17 protein-coding genes and 2 riboswitches are annotated in these 16,164 nt (G+C 64.8%); of the genes, 5 read left to right on the top strand and 12 right to left on the bottom strand.

Going from position 1 to position 16,164, the window contains the following annotated elements; all coding sequences use genetic code 11:
• Nucleotides 1–411: 411 nt before the first annotated feature.
• A riboswitch (cyclic di-GMP riboswitch) is annotated at nt 412–501 on the bottom strand.
• Between the two features lie 40 nt (nt 502–541).
• Together P8Y39_05205 and P8Y39_05200 are read right to left on the bottom strand one after the other, a co-directional pair.
• Nucleotides 542–976, bottom strand: coding sequence for a hypothetical protein (locus P8Y39_05205; protein MEJ2191733.1), 435 nt, complete (start codon nt 974–976; stop codon nt 542–544).
• A 175-nt stretch (nt 977–1,151) separates the two neighbouring features.
• Nucleotides 1,152–1,739: a DNA polymerase ligase N-terminal domain-containing protein gene (locus tag P8Y39_05200; GenBank protein ID MEJ2191732.1), complete on the bottom strand. Its 588-nt coding sequence runs from the start codon at nt 1,737–1,739 to the stop codon at nt 1,152–1,154.
• A 171-nt stretch (nt 1,740–1,910) separates the two neighbouring features.
• Nucleotides 1,911–1,997: riboswitch (cyclic di-GMP riboswitch) on the top strand.
• 117 nt (nt 1,998–2,114) lie between these two features.
• On the opposite strand from P8Y39_05200, the gene P8Y39_05195 reads away from it, so the two are divergent.
• The 5 genes from P8Y39_05195 to trxB all read left to right on the top strand — a co-directional run bounded on the left by P8Y39_05195 (nt 2,115) and on the right by trxB (nt 8,835).
• Nucleotides 2,115–4,898, top strand: coding sequence for an EAL domain-containing protein (locus P8Y39_05195; GenBank protein MEJ2191731.1), 2,784 nt, complete (start codon nt 2,115–2,117; stop codon nt 4,896–4,898).
• Between the two features lie 218 nt (nt 4,899–5,116).
• Nucleotides 5,117–5,932: a zinc ribbon domain-containing protein gene (locus tag P8Y39_05190; protein MEJ2191730.1), complete on the top strand. Its 816-nt coding sequence runs from the start codon at nt 5,117–5,119 to the stop codon at nt 5,930–5,932.
• Nucleotides 5,922–6,830 (top strand): hypothetical protein, encoded by a 909-nt coding sequence (locus tag P8Y39_05185; protein MEJ2191729.1) that lies wholly within the window; start codon nt 5,922–5,924, stop codon nt 6,828–6,830. Before P8Y39_05190 ends, P8Y39_05185 begins: the two co-directional genes overlap by 11 nt.
• 548 nt (nt 6,831–7,378) lie before the next feature.
• Nucleotides 7,379–7,678, top strand: a complete 300-nt coding sequence (locus tag P8Y39_05180; GenBank protein MEJ2191728.1) for a hypothetical protein — start codon at nt 7,379–7,381, stop codon at nt 7,676–7,678.
• 197 nt (nt 7,679–7,875) lie between these two features.
• On the top strand, nt 7,876–8,835 hold the full coding sequence (trxB, locus tag P8Y39_05175) for a thioredoxin-disulfide reductase (GenBank protein ID MEJ2191727.1): 960 nt from the start codon (nt 7,876–7,878) through the stop codon (nt 8,833–8,835).
• Nucleotides 8,836–8,966: 131 nt separating this feature from the next.
• Here the strand turns inward: trxB and P8Y39_05170 are convergent, their stop codons facing one another.
• From P8Y39_05170 to P8Y39_05125, 10 genes are read right to left on the bottom strand one after another with little or no spacing between them, the layout of a single operon-like run.
• On the bottom strand, nt 8,967–9,107 hold the full coding sequence (locus P8Y39_05170) for a CcmD family protein (protein ID MEJ2191726.1): 141 nt from the start codon (nt 9,105–9,107) through the stop codon (nt 8,967–8,969).
• A 5-nt stretch (nt 9,108–9,112) separates the two neighbouring features.
• A complete protein-coding gene (ccsA, locus tag P8Y39_05165) occupies nt 9,113–9,787 on the bottom strand; it encodes a cytochrome c biogenesis protein CcsA (GenBank protein MEJ2191725.1) in 675 nt (224 codons plus the stop codon).
• 7 nt (nt 9,788–9,794) lie between these two features.
• Nucleotides 9,795–10,475, bottom strand: a complete 681-nt coding sequence (locus tag P8Y39_05160) for a heme exporter protein CcmB (protein MEJ2191724.1) — start codon at nt 10,473–10,475, stop codon at nt 9,795–9,797.
• Nucleotides 10,472–11,185, bottom strand: coding sequence for a heme ABC exporter ATP-binding protein CcmA (gene ccmA / locus P8Y39_05155; GenBank protein MEJ2191723.1), 714 nt, complete (start codon nt 11,183–11,185; stop codon nt 10,472–10,474). Before ccmA ends, P8Y39_05160 begins: the two co-directional genes overlap by 4 nt.
• Nucleotides 11,182–12,294, bottom strand: a complete 1,113-nt coding sequence (locus tag P8Y39_05150) for a hypothetical protein (protein ID MEJ2191722.1) — start codon at nt 12,292–12,294, stop codon at nt 11,182–11,184. Before P8Y39_05150 ends, ccmA begins: the two co-directional genes overlap by 4 nt.
• On the bottom strand, nt 12,273–12,641 hold the full coding sequence (locus P8Y39_05145; GenBank protein MEJ2191721.1) for a hypothetical protein: 369 nt from the start codon (nt 12,639–12,641) through the stop codon (nt 12,273–12,275). Before P8Y39_05145 ends, P8Y39_05150 begins: the two co-directional genes overlap by 22 nt.
• Nucleotides 12,638–14,644: a heme lyase CcmF/NrfE family subunit gene (locus P8Y39_05140; GenBank protein MEJ2191720.1), complete on the bottom strand. Its 2,007-nt coding sequence runs from the start codon at nt 14,642–14,644 to the stop codon at nt 12,638–12,640. The genes P8Y39_05145 and P8Y39_05140 overlap by 4 nt, the downstream gene beginning before the upstream one ends.
• Entirely contained in the window at nt 14,641–15,051 is a 411-nt protein-coding gene (locus tag P8Y39_05135; GenBank protein ID MEJ2191719.1) for a cytochrome c maturation protein CcmE, read from the bottom strand. Before P8Y39_05135 ends, P8Y39_05140 begins: the two co-directional genes overlap by 4 nt.
• Complete coding sequence (locus tag P8Y39_05130) at nt 15,048–15,623, bottom strand: TlpA disulfide reductase family protein (GenBank protein ID MEJ2191718.1); 576 nt, start codon at nt 15,621–15,623, stop codon at nt 15,048–15,050. Before P8Y39_05130 ends, P8Y39_05135 begins: the two co-directional genes overlap by 4 nt.
• A 43-nt stretch (nt 15,624–15,666) precedes the next feature.
• On the bottom strand, nt 15,667–16,140 hold the full coding sequence (locus tag P8Y39_05125; protein ID MEJ2191717.1) for a cytochrome c-type biogenesis protein CcmH: 474 nt from the start codon (nt 16,138–16,140) through the stop codon (nt 15,667–15,669).
• Between the last annotated feature and the right edge of the window lie 24 nt (nt 16,141–16,164).

Below are 16,164 nucleotides of genomic sequence, written 5' to 3'. Positions count from 1 at the left end.
AACAGAGCTGCGAGCCACTTCGGGCGAAGCTCCCCGGGCACCAATCGGAGAAGCCTCACCCCCATGGCCAGGGAAAGGATGAGGATGAGGGCCCCGACAAGGATGAGAAGCCCTGAGGCGAGTTCGACGGCGCTCACCATGGCTCTCAGATTATATCGCCATTAGGCCGAAAAGGACAGGGGGAGGACGGAAGGAGGGACTGTCCGGCGCCGGAGGGGGCACGTCGTGCATGTTGTGGTCCCCGGCGCGGCGCCGGACAGGGGCCCGAGGGCGGACACCCGGAGGGCACGGGCTGTCCGTCCTGGCCCTTGGACACCGGAGGGAACCCACCCCGGGCTCTTTTCCTCACCCCCGGTGCCCCGCAACCAAAAGGCCCACCCCCGAAAGGGTGGGCCCGGTGCATACTGCCACTTCGACAGCCCCTCTATCCCCCCGCGGGACAGGTGGCTTTGCGCCGCCAGGACGGCTGTGCGGGTTCCCCTGGCTTTGCCCTTTCGGTGGTGCCCTTATGTCGTCTTCTCCGTTACTCTATGGCCTCTCCTCAGCTTATGTCCTTGACGATGTCCAGGACCACGCGCGTCCTCGTGTCCATGAGCACGATGTCCATCCCCACGCGCAGCCTCACGTAGTTCTCCGGGATGGGCGAAAGCTTCCGCTCCAGCTCCCGGGGGAGGCTCCTCGCGGCCAGCCCCGGCGGCAGGGTGCCGTTTCTCTGCACCTGCCTCTGAAGGCCCGGCGGAAGCCTTTTCTTCTTGGCCAGCCCCGGCGGCAGGTTCTTCCGGTAGTAGGCGCGGATGAGCTTGACGTCCCTCCGGGTGAAGGCCACCCTGACGCTGGCGTTCGTGACGTTGGCGTCCCTGACGCCGGCGTCCTTCGTTCTCATGTCTATCCGTGCGGAGGTGAGGGCCGTCGTGCAGCCCGAAAGCATGCCGGCCAGAAGGACCACCGCCAGAACTCTGCCCAGAGATTTGCCCATCTCGCCTGTAGTTTAGCCGCCGCCCCCGCGCCCGTCTGTGCGCAGGGTCACAGAAGAGGGCGGGCGCGAAGAAAGCCCCAGGAACCCCGGCGACGGCCGAAAGGGCGTCCCCGAACGTTTTCCCGGGCGCGGGGAAAGGGCTCTCGTCGACGCCGGGGGGCCGAGGGAAAGGGCGTCAGCCCTCCTCCTCTATCTCCTCCATGCTCCTGCCGCTCAGGGCGCTGTCCGGCTCCGTGCGCACCGGGTCCCGCCGGGGGTCGGCCTCCTCGTCCTTCATCTTCACGAGGAGCCAGTTCTCCTTGCCCCGGAAGTGCGTGCGGTTCAGGGCGAACCCTCCCCTGAGCTTTTTTCCTTGGAGCCAGAAGGCCGCGTGCCCTGCCTCCAGGGCCTCCTGCATGGAGACCCCCTCGTCCTCCCTCAGGTTCCGGTATGTCCCCGTGTCCCAGACCATCACCGTCCCGGCGCCGTACTCGCCCTCCGGTATGGTGCCTTCGAAGTCCCCGTACTGAAGCGGATGGTCCTCCGTGGGGACGGCCAGGCGCTTCTCGCCGGGGTCCAGGGAAGGGCCCTTGGGCACGGCCCAGGACTTGAGAACCCCGCCCGCCTCCAGCCTGAAGTCGTAGTGCAGGCGCCTCGCCCGGTGCTTCTGGATGACAAAGAGGGGCCCCTTTCTCTTCGCCTTGCGGGCCTTCCCCCTGGGCTCCGAGGTCTTCTGAAAGTCCCGCTTTTCCCGATATCGATTGAGCTTGTCCTCTTGGGCCATGTGGAAACCTCCTCCCGGGGGGCGCCCGGGCGCCCCCTTTCTATGTCCATTGTATAGGAAAAATCCAGCGAGAAAAACGATGTCCGGAGAATCCCGCCGTCTATGAGCCGAATCCTTGACTTTCCAAGACGCCTGTGCTTGAGTATGGGAGGAGAAACAACGGAAGCCGGACCAACGAAAGGGTAAACCCCGGGTAACCGGGGGGCGCAAAGCCACCTGTCCTTAAAGGCCACCGGCCGGGATAGAGGGGCTGTCGAATTGGCGGCGTAGCAACCAGCGGCCTATCCCTTTCGGGTAGGCTTTCTTATTGGAGGACGTAATGGGGAGAGAAAAAGCGGGGGCGGCGCCCCCGGCCCCTGGGCGGGACCCTCTGCCGTGAACAGGAAACTGCTCCTGCCCCTTCTGGCCCTCTTTCTTCTGGCCCTGGCGGCCGTCACGGCCGCGGTCTCCCTCGATAACACCCTCCGGCTCTCCCGCCTCGCACGGCTCCACGATATGGAGGGCCTCAGGGGGGCCCTGCTTCCATCCACCTCGCCGGACCGGGCGGGGCTCGCCGCCGCCGGCGTCCGGACGGAAGACAAAAGGCTTCTCACCGCAGAATCCGTCGAGGAGAGGGTTCGGGACTGTTCCGGCTGCCACCACGCCCCTTCCGTCTCGGAGAGGATTGCGGGCATCGAGGCATTGTTCGCGCGGTACGGAGAAGGGCTCCCCCGAGAGCCGGCGAAGAAGCTCCTTACGGAGCTCGAGGACGTTTCCCGGCTCGCCCGGGCCCGGATGGAGGCGCTCTCCGCCCAGAACGGGCGGAGGGCGGAGGCGCTTCGAAGCCTCATCCATGCCTCTCTGGCCCTGGGTCTTCTTCTGGGCGTGCTGGCCGCCCTGCGCCTGAGCATGGTCTTCGCCCGGCCGGTGGATTTCCTCAGGGAGGCCACCCGGAGGATTTCCTCCGGAAGGCTCCCGGAGGGCCTCCCCCACGGCGCGGGCCGGGGCGGACGGGATGAGCTGGCCGCGGAGTTCGATGCCATGATGGAAGCCCTGGGGGAAAGCCTTTCCCGCATGGAGGAGAAGCTCGCCCGGCGCACGCGCTCGGAGCGGTTCGTCTCCTCCCTTCTTGCGGGCATCCGAGACCCCCTGTCCGTCCTTGACGGGAACTTCGTCTTTGCCCGGCTGAACGCCGATTACGCGGCCCTGAAGGGCTTGCCCGCGGGGGAGCTCCTCGGGAAGCCCTGCTATCGGGTGCTCCACGGCCGGGACGGCGTCTGTCCGGGCTGTGTTGCGGAAAAGGCTTTCCGCTCCAAGGACCCCTGCCGGGAGGAGCGCCGCATCGCGGACCCGGAGGGCTCGGAGCGCTGGATGGACATCTACTACTACCCCGTCATCGGCCAGGGGGGCGAGGTCACCCACGTCATCCAGTGCTTCCGGGACGTCACGGAGCGGAAGCGGACGGAAGAGGGGCTCAGAAAGAGTGCCGAGCGCTACGCCCTGGCGGCGCGGGGGGCAAACGAAGGCCTCTGGGACTGGGACCTCCGCCGCATGCGCGTGTACTACTCCCCCCGGTGGAAGTCCATGCTCGGGTTCGATGAGAAGGACATTGGCGACAGCCCCGAGGAGTGGTTCCGGCGGGTGCATCCGCGGGACAGGGAACACCTGGAGGCGAAGCTCGAGGCGCACCTGGCGGGCAAGGCCACCCAGTTCGAGTGCGAATACCGCGTCCTGCACAGGGACTCCACCTACCGGTGGGTCTTGAGCCGGGGCCTGGCGGTGCGGGACCGCCAGGGCGAGGCCGTCCGGATAGCCGGCTCGCAGACCGACGTCACGGAGCGCAAGATGGCCGAGGAGCAGCTTGTCCACGACGCCTTCCACGACACGCTCACCGGCCTTCCCAACAGGGCCCTGTTCATCAACCGCCTGGAGCATGGGCTCATGAGCGGCTTCCGGGGGAGCGCGGACCTCTTTGCGGTGCTCTTTCTTGACCTGGACCGTTTCAAGGTCATCAACGACAGCCTGGGGCACAGTGCGGGGGACAAGCTCCTGGAGGCCGTCAGCCAGCGGCTTCAGGGATGCCTGAGGCAGGGCGACACGGTGGCCCGCTTCGGCGGGGACGAGTTCGCCATCCTCCTTGAAAAACTCAAGGACAAGGAGGAGGCCCTGAACATAACCGGCCGCATCCAGGAGGAGATCTCCCGGCCCTTCGCCCTGCGCAGTCACGAGGTGTTCGTCACCGCGAGCATCGGGCTCGCCTTCAGCTCCGTGGGCTACACCCGGGCCGATGACATCCTCCGGGACGCCGACATCGCCATGTACAGGGCCAAGGGCCGGGGCCGCGCCTGCCACGTGATATTCGACACCCGGATGCACGCCGACGCCATGGCCCACCTGACGCTGGAGACCGAGCTCCGGCGGGCGACGGAGAACCGGGAGTTCGTCCTCCACTACCAGCCCGTCCTGGACCTCGCCAGCGAGACCATCGTAGGTTTCGAGGCCCTGCTCCGGTGGGAGCATCCCAAGCGCGGCCTCGTCATGCCCCAGGAGTTCATCCCCCTGGCCGAGGAGACCGGCCTCATCATGGACATCGGGGCCTGGGTCCTGAGAGAAGCTTGCCGCCAGTTGGCCCACTGGCAGAAGCTCTTCCCCATGAAGCCGCCCCTGTCCATCAGCGCGAACATCTCAAGCAGGCAGTTCTCCCAGTCCTCCTTTCTGGACCTTGTCTCCGACGTCCTGGCCGAAACGGGTCTCGACCCTCGGGTCCTGTCCCTGGAGCTCACCGAGAGCGTCCTCATGGAGAACGCCGAGTCCGCCGCCACCATGCTCAACCGCCTGAGGCACATGGGCGTGGGCGTGCACATAGACGACTTCGGCACGGGGTACTCCTCGCTCAGCTACATCCACCGCTTCCCCATTACCGCGCTGAAGATAGACCGCTCCTTCGTCCGGGACATGAACGGCAACCAGGAGAACCTGCAGATCGTCAAGTCCATCATCTTCCTGGCCCATAACCTCCGGCTGGACGTCATCGTGGAGGGCCTTGAGCAGCCGGAGCAGGTGGCCAGGTTCAAGCGCCTGCGGTGCCGCTACGGCCAGGGGTTCGTTATCGCCGAGCCCATGGAGGCGGGCGCCCTGGAGCGCTGGCTCGAGACAAGGCAGAAGACCCACGCCCTTTAGCTCGCCCTCCGGTCCCCTTTTCCGGTGACGGAAATTGTAATCGGCGACACATTTTGTTTCCGCCCCGCCCCCGTTGGCCAGGCTTTTTCCTTGTTTTACTGGCACTTGAGCGAAACGGCCTTTTGCTTGGGCATCGGGCAAGGATGTTGCTTTGTTCCAAACGGCATGAGGCATCGGCAAAGAACGATAACCCGGGGGTTTCTTCCCCGCCTGTGCAGATGACCTGTCCCACGTGCGGCTTTGACCAGCCCGACGGGCACGAGGAGTGCCTCCGCTGCGGCCTCATCTACGAGAAGTACTACGCCCGCTTGAACGAGGGTGCAACGGTCCCGGCGGGGACAACGGTCCCAGCGGGGACAGCGGTCCCAGCGGCGACGGCTCTGTCGGTCGAGGCCCCGCCTGGGTTCCGCGAGGCCGGCCGTTCGGCGCCCGGCGATGAGGCGGGCCTGGCAAGGCTCCTTTTCGCCGTGCCTCCGAATGTAGGGGGATTCGCCCTCCTGGGACGCTCCCTTCTTTATGCGGTGCTTCTCCTCCGGGGCCTTGCCTTCATTCTCACTCCCCTCTCGGAGAGCGCCGCCGGGGAAAGTGTCCTTCACCTGGTGAACCTTCCCTTCCACGAGGCAGGGCACGTGGTGTTCTCTCTTCTGGGCCAGTTCGTGATGATGCTCGGTGGGAGCCTCATGCAGGTGGCCGTGCCGGTGGCCTGTCTGCTGGTCTTCCTCCTCAGGACCCGGGACGCCTTCGCCGCCTCGGCGGCCCTCTGGTGGACGGGGGAGAGCCTCATGGACCTGGCCCCCTATATAAACGACGCCCGTGCCCTCAATCTCGTCCTCCTCGGAGGAGTAACGGGCCGCGACGTCCAGGACTACCACGACTGGCAGTACATCCTCGGACATCTCGGGCTTCTGAGGTACGACCATCTGCTGGCCCTCCTCGCCCACGTCCTGGGAGCCTGCCTCATGGCGGGAGCACTCCTCTGGGGCGGTTTCGTTCTCGTCAAACAATACAGTGCATGGAGGCGGGATGTCCCTTGACGCCCTGGCAGTCATGGTTCCCGGCGGCACGGCAGGGCTGCTGGTCCTTCTCTCGGCGCTTCTGGCGGTGTTTTTCCTTGCGGCCCGCAAGAGGGCGGCCGACCGGGACCGGAAGGCCGCAGCGAACCTCGGCCTTGCCCCCTTCAGGAGGAAGGATTTCTACGTCTATATGAAAGGTGCGGGGTTTCCCGCCTTCCTGGGGCTTCTGAAACCCTCGGTCTCCCGCATCTTCAGGGGCAGGGGCGGTGAGGAGGACGTTGTGCTTTTCACCGTGGTGGAACCCGACGGCTCCTCGGGCAATAACCGCACGGCCATCGCCCTCCGCTCCGCCCGGTGGGACTTCCCCGTCCTGAGCCTCACCCCCGAGGGCATATCCCGGAAACTCCTGCAGGCACTGGGCAGGGAGGACATAGACTTTCCCCGGGCGCCGGCCTTTTCCCGGGCTTATGAACTCAGGGGAAGGGAGGAAGGCAGGATACGGAGCATCTTCCGGCCGGAGGTCCTTCGGTTCTTCGAAGCCAACAGGGGCTTCCGCGTCGAGGCCCGGGGGCAGCACGTCCTCGTTCAGAAGGACCATGACCTGGCGCGCCCGCAAGACTGGCAATCGTGCATCGAGCGGGCCCTCGCCATAGCCCGGCTCCTGGCGGGCGAGGTGCAGCACCCGGGCAGCCTCCCCCAGGCAGGCCCGGCCCCCCTTCAGAAGCCCGACGCCCTCCTGGTCGCCTCGGTGCTGAACGTCCCCATCAACGGCATCATTTCATGGGCCCTCTTCACCGCGGTCGGGGCGGGGCCGGTGACCTACGCCCTCAGCGGGGTTCTCGCCCTGGAGAGCTTGGGCCTTCTTCTTTACGCCTTCCTGAAGAGGGGCAGGGCCCGAAGGGCTTTCCAGGGTTCCTGAGCGCTTCTCACCCTCGCTTTCTGTAGGAGAAAAACCGACGTGACAGCCTCCCGCGGGAGTGCTAGGTTTTAGTGAAGCATCCCCGGGTTGGGCCGATTCGGGCAATCAACGACAACGTGAAGGCGAACGTGGCAAACGCGACGGCTGGACAGAGCAGTTGGACGTCGGAGGGAAGCTTTGCCCCGTGGCCGGTTTCCTCTTCACCGCGCACATCACCGGGCAGCTCACGCAGCGCCTCCTGTTCCCTGGAGACTTATCGAGGGCAACGTGCCGGCCTTCTCGGCGACGGCGGCTCCGACCTCTCCACCCGCACCTGATACTGGTGAGAAGGAAGTCCCGGTGAATGGCCGCCCCCGGAGGGGGGCGGCCTTAATTTATGCCCGGGAGCTGCACCTCCATATACACTTCAGACTATATCATAATTATAGATTGACCTTGACACAGGCGAGCCTTTCCTGCAATTGTAAAGAACGCACAAAAAGAGACATAAAATCAATCTGTTGCGCAACTCTTCTTGCTCTGAAGTCAGGGGGAAAGAGCGGGGGAACGTGAAGAGCAGACAGTTTGAGCAGGACCTTGTCGCCCTCTATGAGAACGTGTGGGTGAAGTGCGGCTACAGGGAGCCGCGCCTCCTCAGCATGGTGGAGGAGTGGGGGGGAGTGGAAGCTGCAAAGAGGATTCTCTCCTCGGGCAGGTTTCTCTTCGGCACCGCGGAGTTGGGCCGGTGCAACTGCATGGGCGCCACTCTGGAGGCCCTCGTCCTTGACCCCCGGTATGCCGACCTGTTTACGGCCGAAGAACGCATCACCGCCTCAAGCCGCCTGAAGAGCTGGGTCTGCGCGGCATAGCCCTCCCGCCGTCCCGGCGATTACCGGCGGCGCTGTTACCCAAAGAAAAGGTGCCGGCGTCCGCTGGCGCCCGGCGGCGCTCCCCTGTGCTCTTGGGCATTCACGCAAGACGCGGTATAATCAAGGATGGATTCGGCTTTCTTTGAGGGAGTCTGCGGAAGCGGCATGTTCGAAACGGCATCTCACAGGTGGCTGCCATGAAGACCGGAGAGCTCTACGACGTCATCATCGTGGGCGGCGGCCCCGCGGGGCTCACGGCCGGGCTTTACGCCAGGAGGGCGGCGCTCGGCACCGTTCTTATCGAGAAGGGGCTCCTCGGCGGACAGATTGCCATAGCCAAGGACGTGGAGAACTACCCGGGCCTGGAGGGCATCACCGGGTTCGACCTGGCCGAGAGGATGGTCCGCCATGCCCGGGCTTTCGACCTGGAGATTCTTCAGGAGGAGGTCACCGCGATCCGCGCCGGCGCGGACTTTCACGCCGTCGGGCTGACCGGCGGCCGGCAGCTCCGGAGCATCGCCCTCATCCTGGCGGTGGGCGGCACCATGAAGAAGCTCCACGTCCCCGGAGAGGCCGAGTACCTGGGGACCGGCGTTTCCTACTGCGCCACCTGCGACGGGCTCTTCTTCAAGGACAAGACCGCCGTGGTGGTCGGCGGGGGCGACACGGCCGTGGAGGAGGCGCTTTACCTCTGCAAAATCGCCAAGAAGGTGTACCTCGTCCACAGGCGGGACGCGCTCCGGGCAAGCAGGATTCTCCAGGACCGCCTCTTGTCCGAGCCGAAGATGGAAATACTCTGGAACACGGCCGTGACGGAGATAAAGGGCGACGGCCATGTGGTCAAGGCCGCCGCCCTTGAAGACGCCGTCACGGGGGAGAAAAGAGAGGTCGCCACCGACGGCGTGTTCATCTTCATCGGATACCTGCCCAACAGCGAGCTGGTCCCCCCCGGGGTGCGCACGAACGAAAAGGGTTTCATCCTGGCGGACGAAATGTGCCAGACCAGCGTGCCGGGCATCTTCGCCCCGGGGGACGTGAGGGCGAAGTTCGCCAACCAGATCGTGGTCGCCGCCGCCGACGGCTGCGTGGCCGCCCTGGCCGCCGCGCACTACATCGAGAGGTATAAGGACAAGGCGCGGGCGCAGCAGCGTCGATGATTCCCGGTGGGAAAATCCTGACGCATACCGGGAGGGCGCGTAGAAAGGGTTGCGGCATCGCCGCAACCCTTTGACGTCCGCCGCGGGCGCGGGGTCTCGAACCTTCGGCCTCCGCCGCCTTCAACCCCGCGTCACTCCTCGGGAAGCCGGCCCTCCAGGAGCTCTATCTTCTGCTCCACCCGTTTTTGCTTGCGCACGCTGAGGTAGACGTAGGTGGATACGCCGAGCCACACCACCGTGTAGGCGGCGGCGAGGAAAATCCCGTTTTCCATTGTTCTCAGACCTCCATTCTCTTCGAGATGACGAGAAGCCTGTTCTCGCTCCGGGCTATGCGATAGCGGAACAGGAACAGAAAGACCGTAAAAAGAAGAAACGTGGCCATGCTGAAGAGCATCACCATGAGCATGGTGGGCTCCAGGCCCCCGCCTTCGCCCTTCAGGCGCGGGTGGACCGAGCGCCACCACGTGGTGGCCAGGCGCACGATGGGGACGTCCAGAAACCCGATGATGCCGATGACGGCCCCGTACCGCGCCCTCCGGTGCCAGTCGGATATGCTTCTTCTCAGGAGGAAGTACCCCACGAAGATGAACCAGAGGATGAACATGCTCACCAGCCGGGGGTCCCAGGCCCACCAGACGTTCCAGACGGGCCGCGCCCAGAGCGAGCCGGTCAGAAGGACCAGGGTGGAGAAAAGCACGCCCACCTCCGCGGCCGAAGAGGCCACGGTGTCCCAGAGGAGGTCCTTCTTCCAGAGAAACAGCACGCTTGCGGCGAACACCCCCGCAAAGGCCAGGTAGGCGCTCACCGCCAGGGAAACGTGTATGTAGAAAATCCTCTGCACGTCCCCCATTATCCTCTCGGTCGGGGCGACCCCGAAGATGAGATAGAAGTCCAGGGGCAGCAGAAAGAGCAGGAACCCGAAGAGGACTGCCTGTATTTTTCCGGTTCTCATAACGTTTTCACTCCTCGATGATATGCTTGAAAACAAGCAGCGCAATGCAGAAATAAAGAACGTCGAAGACCCCCATGACCTCGATCCACCGCCAGGCCTCCTCCAGGGGCCTCCCCTCAAGCACCGCCGTCATGGAGGAAACCCCTCCCAGCACCACCGGGCTTACCACCGGCAGAAACAGGAAAGGCAGAAGCACCTCGCCGTACCGTGACGTCGTGGTCAGAAAGGAGAAGAGCGTTCCCACCAGCGCAAAGCCCAGCGTGCCCAGGACCAGCGGGGGCAGGAGGCCCGGCAGGGAGAGCAGGAGCTTCTCGTAATCGAACAGGACGGCAAAGCACGTCATGGTCAGCGCTTCGGCCACGAGCAGGAAGACCAGGTTGCTCAGGACCTTTCCCATGTAGAAGCTCTCTTCGCTTGCCGGGGAGAAGACCACGCTCAGGAAGGCGTCCTCGGCCCTCTCGGCCATGCTCGTCCGCCCCATGCCCAGGATGCCCGAGAAGGCGAAGATGACCCAGAGGACGCCCGGCGCCAGGGCGGCGACGTTGTCCCTGTCGATGTCCAGGGCGAAGTTGAATATGACCAGGAAAAGAAGGGACAGGAAGAACATGAGGCTCAGGGAGTCCTTGCCCCTCAGCTCCAGGCGAAGGTCCTTTCCCATGACGGCCATGGCGCCGCGCACGAAGCTCATCCCTGCGCCTCCCCCCCGGCCTTCCGGAAAAGCTCGTGAACGCCCGGGACGTCCAGGTCCTCCTTTGCCGCCAGGCGGAGGAGGCGTCCCCGGTCGAGGAAGGCCACCCGGTCGGCCAGGGCATGCCCCTCCTCCACCAGGTGGGTGCAGAGGACAAGGGACTTTCCCCGGCCCTTCAGCTCCCCGATTTTCTCCTGCACGGACCGCCTCCACCGGAGGTCCAGCCCCGAGAAGGGCTCGTCCAGAATGAATATCCTCTGTCCCGTGAGGAAGCCCTTGGCTATGGCCACACGCCTCTTCATCCCCTGGGAGAGCTCGCGGACGGGCTCGTCCCTTTTCTCCAAGAGGCCGTGCTCCCTGAGCAGCTCGTCCGTGGAGGGAGCGGAGCCGTTGAGCGCCGGGCTGAAGAGCCTTCTTATGAAATCGATGTTCTCCCGCACCGTGAGGCTCTCGTAAAGGGCGTTCCGGTGCCCGAGGAAAAAGACGTCCCGCTTGAGGGAGCCGTCCCGCCGGGGAGCCCCCTGGTAGAGTATCTCTCCCGCCGCGGGGGCCATGATGCCGGACATTATCTTGATGAGGGTGGTCTTGCCAGCGCCGTTGGGGCCGAACAGGACGAGGCGCTCCCCCTCCCGGACGTCGAGGCTCACGTCCTTCAAGGCCCTTTTGCCGTGATACTCCTTGGATATGCCCCTGAGCTCGAGAAGGCTCATGCGCCGTACCTCTGTTCTATCTCCCTGAGCCTCTCCCTCAGCACCTGGGCAAAGGGATGGTAGTACCTGCGGACCTCGCCCTCCCGGGCTTCCTCGTCGAACCTCTCGAGAAGGGCCTCCAGGCGCCGCCTCTCCCGCCTGAGGGACCACCGCCGGCCGGGCTCCCTGAGAAGCACGACCCCGGCAAGGCTCGCCAGGAAAAGAAGCCCCACCGAGAGGGACCAGATGCCCGCCGTGTTCACGTAGGACGGCCCGTAGAGCGTGATGTGCGCCGCGCTCCCCGGGCTCCCCTTGTAGACCCTGAAGGCCCTTCCCCCCGCCTCGCTGAGGCCCGTCCTGGTGAGGCCGCCCGCCTTGAGGTTCCACCCCTTCTCCTCGGAGAAGGCGAGCACGAGGGACCGTGTCTCGGGGGCGCCGGGGGCGCTCAGGAGCGAAAGGTCGAAGCGGCCCGTGTCGCTTTGGACGAAGTAGCCGAGGGCTATCCGGTGGGTGCCGGGCTTGAGCTCCTTGAGTGTAACGATGCCCTTCTCGGCGGTGAGTGCCTTCCCCTGGGGGATGCCCTCGAGCGAGGTCAGCATGTAGTACTTCGGCATGGGGATGAAGAGCACCTGGGTTGCGCTCAGGTCGTCGCTCCATTTGCCTACGTAGGTCTTCGTGCCCCGGTTCACCACCGTCAGGGTCTCGTACACCTGCACGAACCTCTCGCCCTTGGGCACCACGTACATGGAGCGCTCCTCTACGGAGACCCCCTCCCTGTGGTCCGTGATCTCGTAGACCGGAAGGCTGAGGGCCAGGTCTTTATTCCCGCTCGCCTCGGCCATGGCCGAGTAGGAAATCCCCCGGTGCACGGCCCGGGCCCTCAGCTCTTCGCCCGGCGCAACGTCCAGGCTTCCGCTGTAGACGCCCCCGTCGTCGGTCTTCACGGTGCGGCTCTCCCTCGCCTCGAAGTCTCCCCGGGCCGTGAGGGAGCCCACCGACAGGCTCAGGGGGTGGGAGGCCATGGGCTCGCCGGAGGTGCCGTTTGTCACCTCGACCGTGACCCGGGCGGCATCGGCCATCCCCACGAGGAGAAAAAGTAATGCCCCTATCAGGAATCCCGCGTGCCGCAAATCCGCACCACCTCTCTCAGAAGGTCTTCCTTGAGGCCGCGTTCGAGGCCCTTGCCGTCGAGCCTCCGGGCCTCGCCCATGAGATGCCGCTCCCGTTTCAGGACGGGAAGGGCCTCCTTCTTGAGGGCGGCCCGCAGGGCCGCGTGGTCTTGCTCCGAGAGCTTGCCCATCTGGTACTCGTCATCCACGTCCGCTATGGCCCAGAGGGCCTGCCTGCGCGTCCTTCTGAGCTCGCCCGCCTCATGCCCCTCGGCGAAGGGCCAGGCCTTCTCCTGAAAAAGCGGCAGCAGAACATAGGCGAAGGCCGCCAGGGCCAGCCCCGCCATTATCAGCAACACAAGGGTCATGCGCCCGCGCTCCTTTGAAACCGGAGAAGATACTCCGCGACCATGGCGTCCACCGTCTCCTCCTCCCTCCTTGCGCCCGGAAGCATCGCCCACACCACCCCCAGGACCGCCACGCCCGTGCCCGTCCACACCCAGGAGAGAAGCGGGTTGACCACCACGGTCATGCTGATGCTCCTCTCGGGGGTCCATCCGCTCAGGATGAGGTAGAGGTCCTTCTCCGGGCCCTGCATGATGGCCACCTCGGTGGTGGGCTCGCCGTTTTGGTAAAAGCGCTTCTCGGGCCGGAGCACCCTCTGGAGCGTACCGTCGCGGTAGACCTCCACCAGGGCGCTCACGCCTTCGTAGTTCCTCTCCCGCTCCGAGGTCAGCCCGACGTACCTCAGGTTAAACTCCTTCACCGACGCCTCCTGGCCCGGCGAGAGCGTGAACTCCTCCTTGTACTGGTAATACCCGTAGCTCGCAAGCCCCAGGGCCATGAGCACGATGCCGGCGTGCACGAGGTACCCCCCGTACCGTCTCCGGTTTCTGCCCAGGAGCGTGACGAAGGCCCGGAGCCATTTCTCCCCGGCGTTCTTCACCCGCGCCCGGGTGCCGATATAAAACTCCCTGGCGAGGCTGACGACGACGAAGAGCGAGAAGGCGTAGAAAAACAGGGGCATGGCGCTCCTTACGCCAACCCGGTAGAGAAGGGGCAGTGAAAGGGCCATGGGTACGGAAGGGATGAGCAGGTTTTTGAGGGTTCCCCTGACGGATGTCCCTCGCCACCCCAGCAGGGGGCAGAGGCCCATGAGCAGAAGGAGCAGGAGGAACATGGGGGAGTTCACCGTATTGAAAAACGGCGGGCCCACCGAGATTTTCACGCCCTTGACGGCCTCCGAGACCAGGGGGAAGACGGTGCCCCAGAGCGTGGCGAAGCAAAGGCCGATCAGGATGAGGTTGTTATAGAGGAAGGAGCTTTCCCTGGAGACGACCGATTCGAGCTTCGGGTTGTTCTCCTTGAGCTTGCCGTACCGGGTGGCGACGAGATAGACGCCCAGGACGCCCACGAGGGCGAGGAAGGCCAGAAACACGTAGCCCACCCCGGACTGCCCGAAGGCGTGCACCGATTGGATGATGCCGCTTCGGGTGACGAAGGCGCCGAAGATGCTCAAGAGGTAGGTCAGGATGATGAGGACCAGGTTCCAGACCTTGAGCATCCCCCGCCTTTCCTGAACCATGACGGAATGGAGAAACGCCGTGGAGGTGAACCAGGGAAGAAGGGAGGAGTTCTCCACGGGGTCCCATCCCCACACCCCGCCCCAGCCCAGCTCCCTGTAGGCCCACCAGCCCCCGAAGACGATGCCCAGGGTGAGGAAGAGCCAGGAAAACAGGGTCCAGGCCCGGGTCTTCTTTATCCACCAGTCGCCGAGCTCGCCCATCGCCAGGGCCGCCATGGCAAAGGAGAAGGGCACCGTGAAGCCCACGTAGCCCAGGTAGAGCGTGGGTGGGTGAAAGACCATCCCCGGGTTTTGAAGAAGCGGGTTCAGGCCGTTGCCGTCTGCGGGCACCCGCGCGGCCAGCTCGAACGGGGGGGTGACGAAGTTCACGAGCACCAGGAAAAACAGGACGGTGAGGTTCAGAAAGATAAGGACGTAGGGGAGAAAGCGCGAGCCGGGCTTCCCTTCGTTCTTCCTCACCAGGATAAAGGTGAAAAGGGCGATGAGCCACCCCCAGAAGAGGAGCGAGCCGTTCTGTCCCGCCCAGAGCCCCGTTATCTTGTAGAAAAGAGGGAGCGCCCGCTCGGAGTACCCCGCCACGTAAGCCACCCTGAAGTCGTCGGTCAGAAACGCGTAGAGGAGGGCCCCCACGGCGACGCTCATGAAGAAGAAAACGCCGTCGGCCGCCCGGTAGGAGGCCTCGACGAACCGGCCGTCCTTCCTCCTCAGGCCCAGGAAGAGCCCGGCGAAGACCAGCACGGAAAGAAACAGGGAGAACAGAAGGGAAAGGCTGCCCGCCTGGGTCATGACGCCCCCTCCTTCTTCTCGTACTTCGAGGGGCACTTCACCAGAAGCCTCCTGGAGACGAAGAGGTCCCGCTTCCGGTCAAAGGCCCCCTCGGCAACCAGGGTCACCCCGTCCTTTTGCATCAGGTCCGGCGGGGCTCCCCTGTACAGGACGTTCAGCCTCTCCGGCCCCTTGGGGTCCTTGAGGGTGAAGGCCAGCCTCAGGGTCTCGGGGTCGTAGGCCACCGAGCCCTGCACCACTTCGCCGTTGACGCGCACTTTCCGTCCGTCCAGATGCTCGGCCTGCGCCCGGAACTCCGAGACCTCGAGATAGAACATGCTTCCCTCGCGCATGCCTATGAAGACAAGGTAGCCGAAGGACGCCAAGAGCAGGACGGAGACCACCAGGACCTTGGTTTTTCCCCTCATCTGGCCTCCGCGCGGGCGGTCCCGGACGTCTCGGAGACGAGGCTCCGCACGAGGGCCTGCTTTTCCGGCTCTCTCCAGTCCCCGGCCCCTATCTCCACGAAGGCGACCCGCCCTTTCTTGTCTATGATGAAGGACTCCGGCACGCCCGTCGTCCCGTAGAGAAGCTGCACGGACCCGGCGGTATCGAGCAGGGCGGGGAAGGTCAGGCCCATCTCCTTCATGAAGGGCGCCACGGCCTTCTCGCCCAGGGCGTCGATGCTGACGGCCAGGACCTCGAAGTCCTCTCCCCGGAACCTCTCGTACAGGGCCTGGACCGTGGGAAGCTCCTTCTTGCACTCGGTGCACCAGGTGGCCCAGATATTGACGAAGACCACCTTCGTGCCGTAATAGTCCGAGAGGCTCACGTCCCTGCCGTCGAGGCCGGGATAGGTGAAGTCCCGCGCGGGCTCTCCGATGGAAGGCCGCGCCTGCCGCTTCCGCGTCTTCTCGCCCCCTCCCAGGGCGCCCAGCACCAGGACCCCGGCCAGGATGACGACGGGCAGAAGCACCAGTATCTTTATGGCCTTTTTCATCTCGCTGCCTTCCCCTCTCAGTGTGCGGGCGCTCCCCTGGCGCTCACTCCTCCTTGAACCTGCGCACCTCTTCTTCGAAGAAAGCCTCTTCGTCCTCCCCGAGGGCCGTGCCCGCGTCCTCCCCTCCGGCCCCTTCGTCCTCCCGCGCCCTCTTTCTCCAGAGGAGGATGACGACCGCGGCCACGGCGAAGACGTCGGCCAGAATGAAATAGGGGAACCACCAGGCCATGGAGAAAAAACCCCGCTTGGCCGGCTGGGCCAGTACCTTGGGGCCGTAAACGGCCTCAAAATAGGCCAGTATCTCTTCCTTGCTCTGGCCCTGCCGGAGCCTGTCCTTGACTATCTCGCGCATCTGTGCCGCCTCGGCGGAGGGGCAGAGGGTGAGCGTGTAGGTGTAATTGCAGCCGGGGCTCATGAGGAGGTCGGTGACCTCCTCCAGTTTCATGAGCGGGACGTCGGACGGTGCCTGGGCGAAGGCCGCCGTGGAAAGAACGAAGAGAAAAAGCCCGCATGCCATGAAGAGAGGGACCGCTTTCCCGAC

It is taken from the genome of Nitrospirota bacterium (assembly GCA_037386965.1).
Lineage (GTDB): Bacteria > Nitrospirota > Thermodesulfovibrionia > Thermodesulfovibrionales > JdFR-86 > JARRLN01.
The sequence above is the reverse complement of the archived record's forward strand: the minus strand, read 5'-3'. Positions and strand labels throughout refer to the sequence as shown.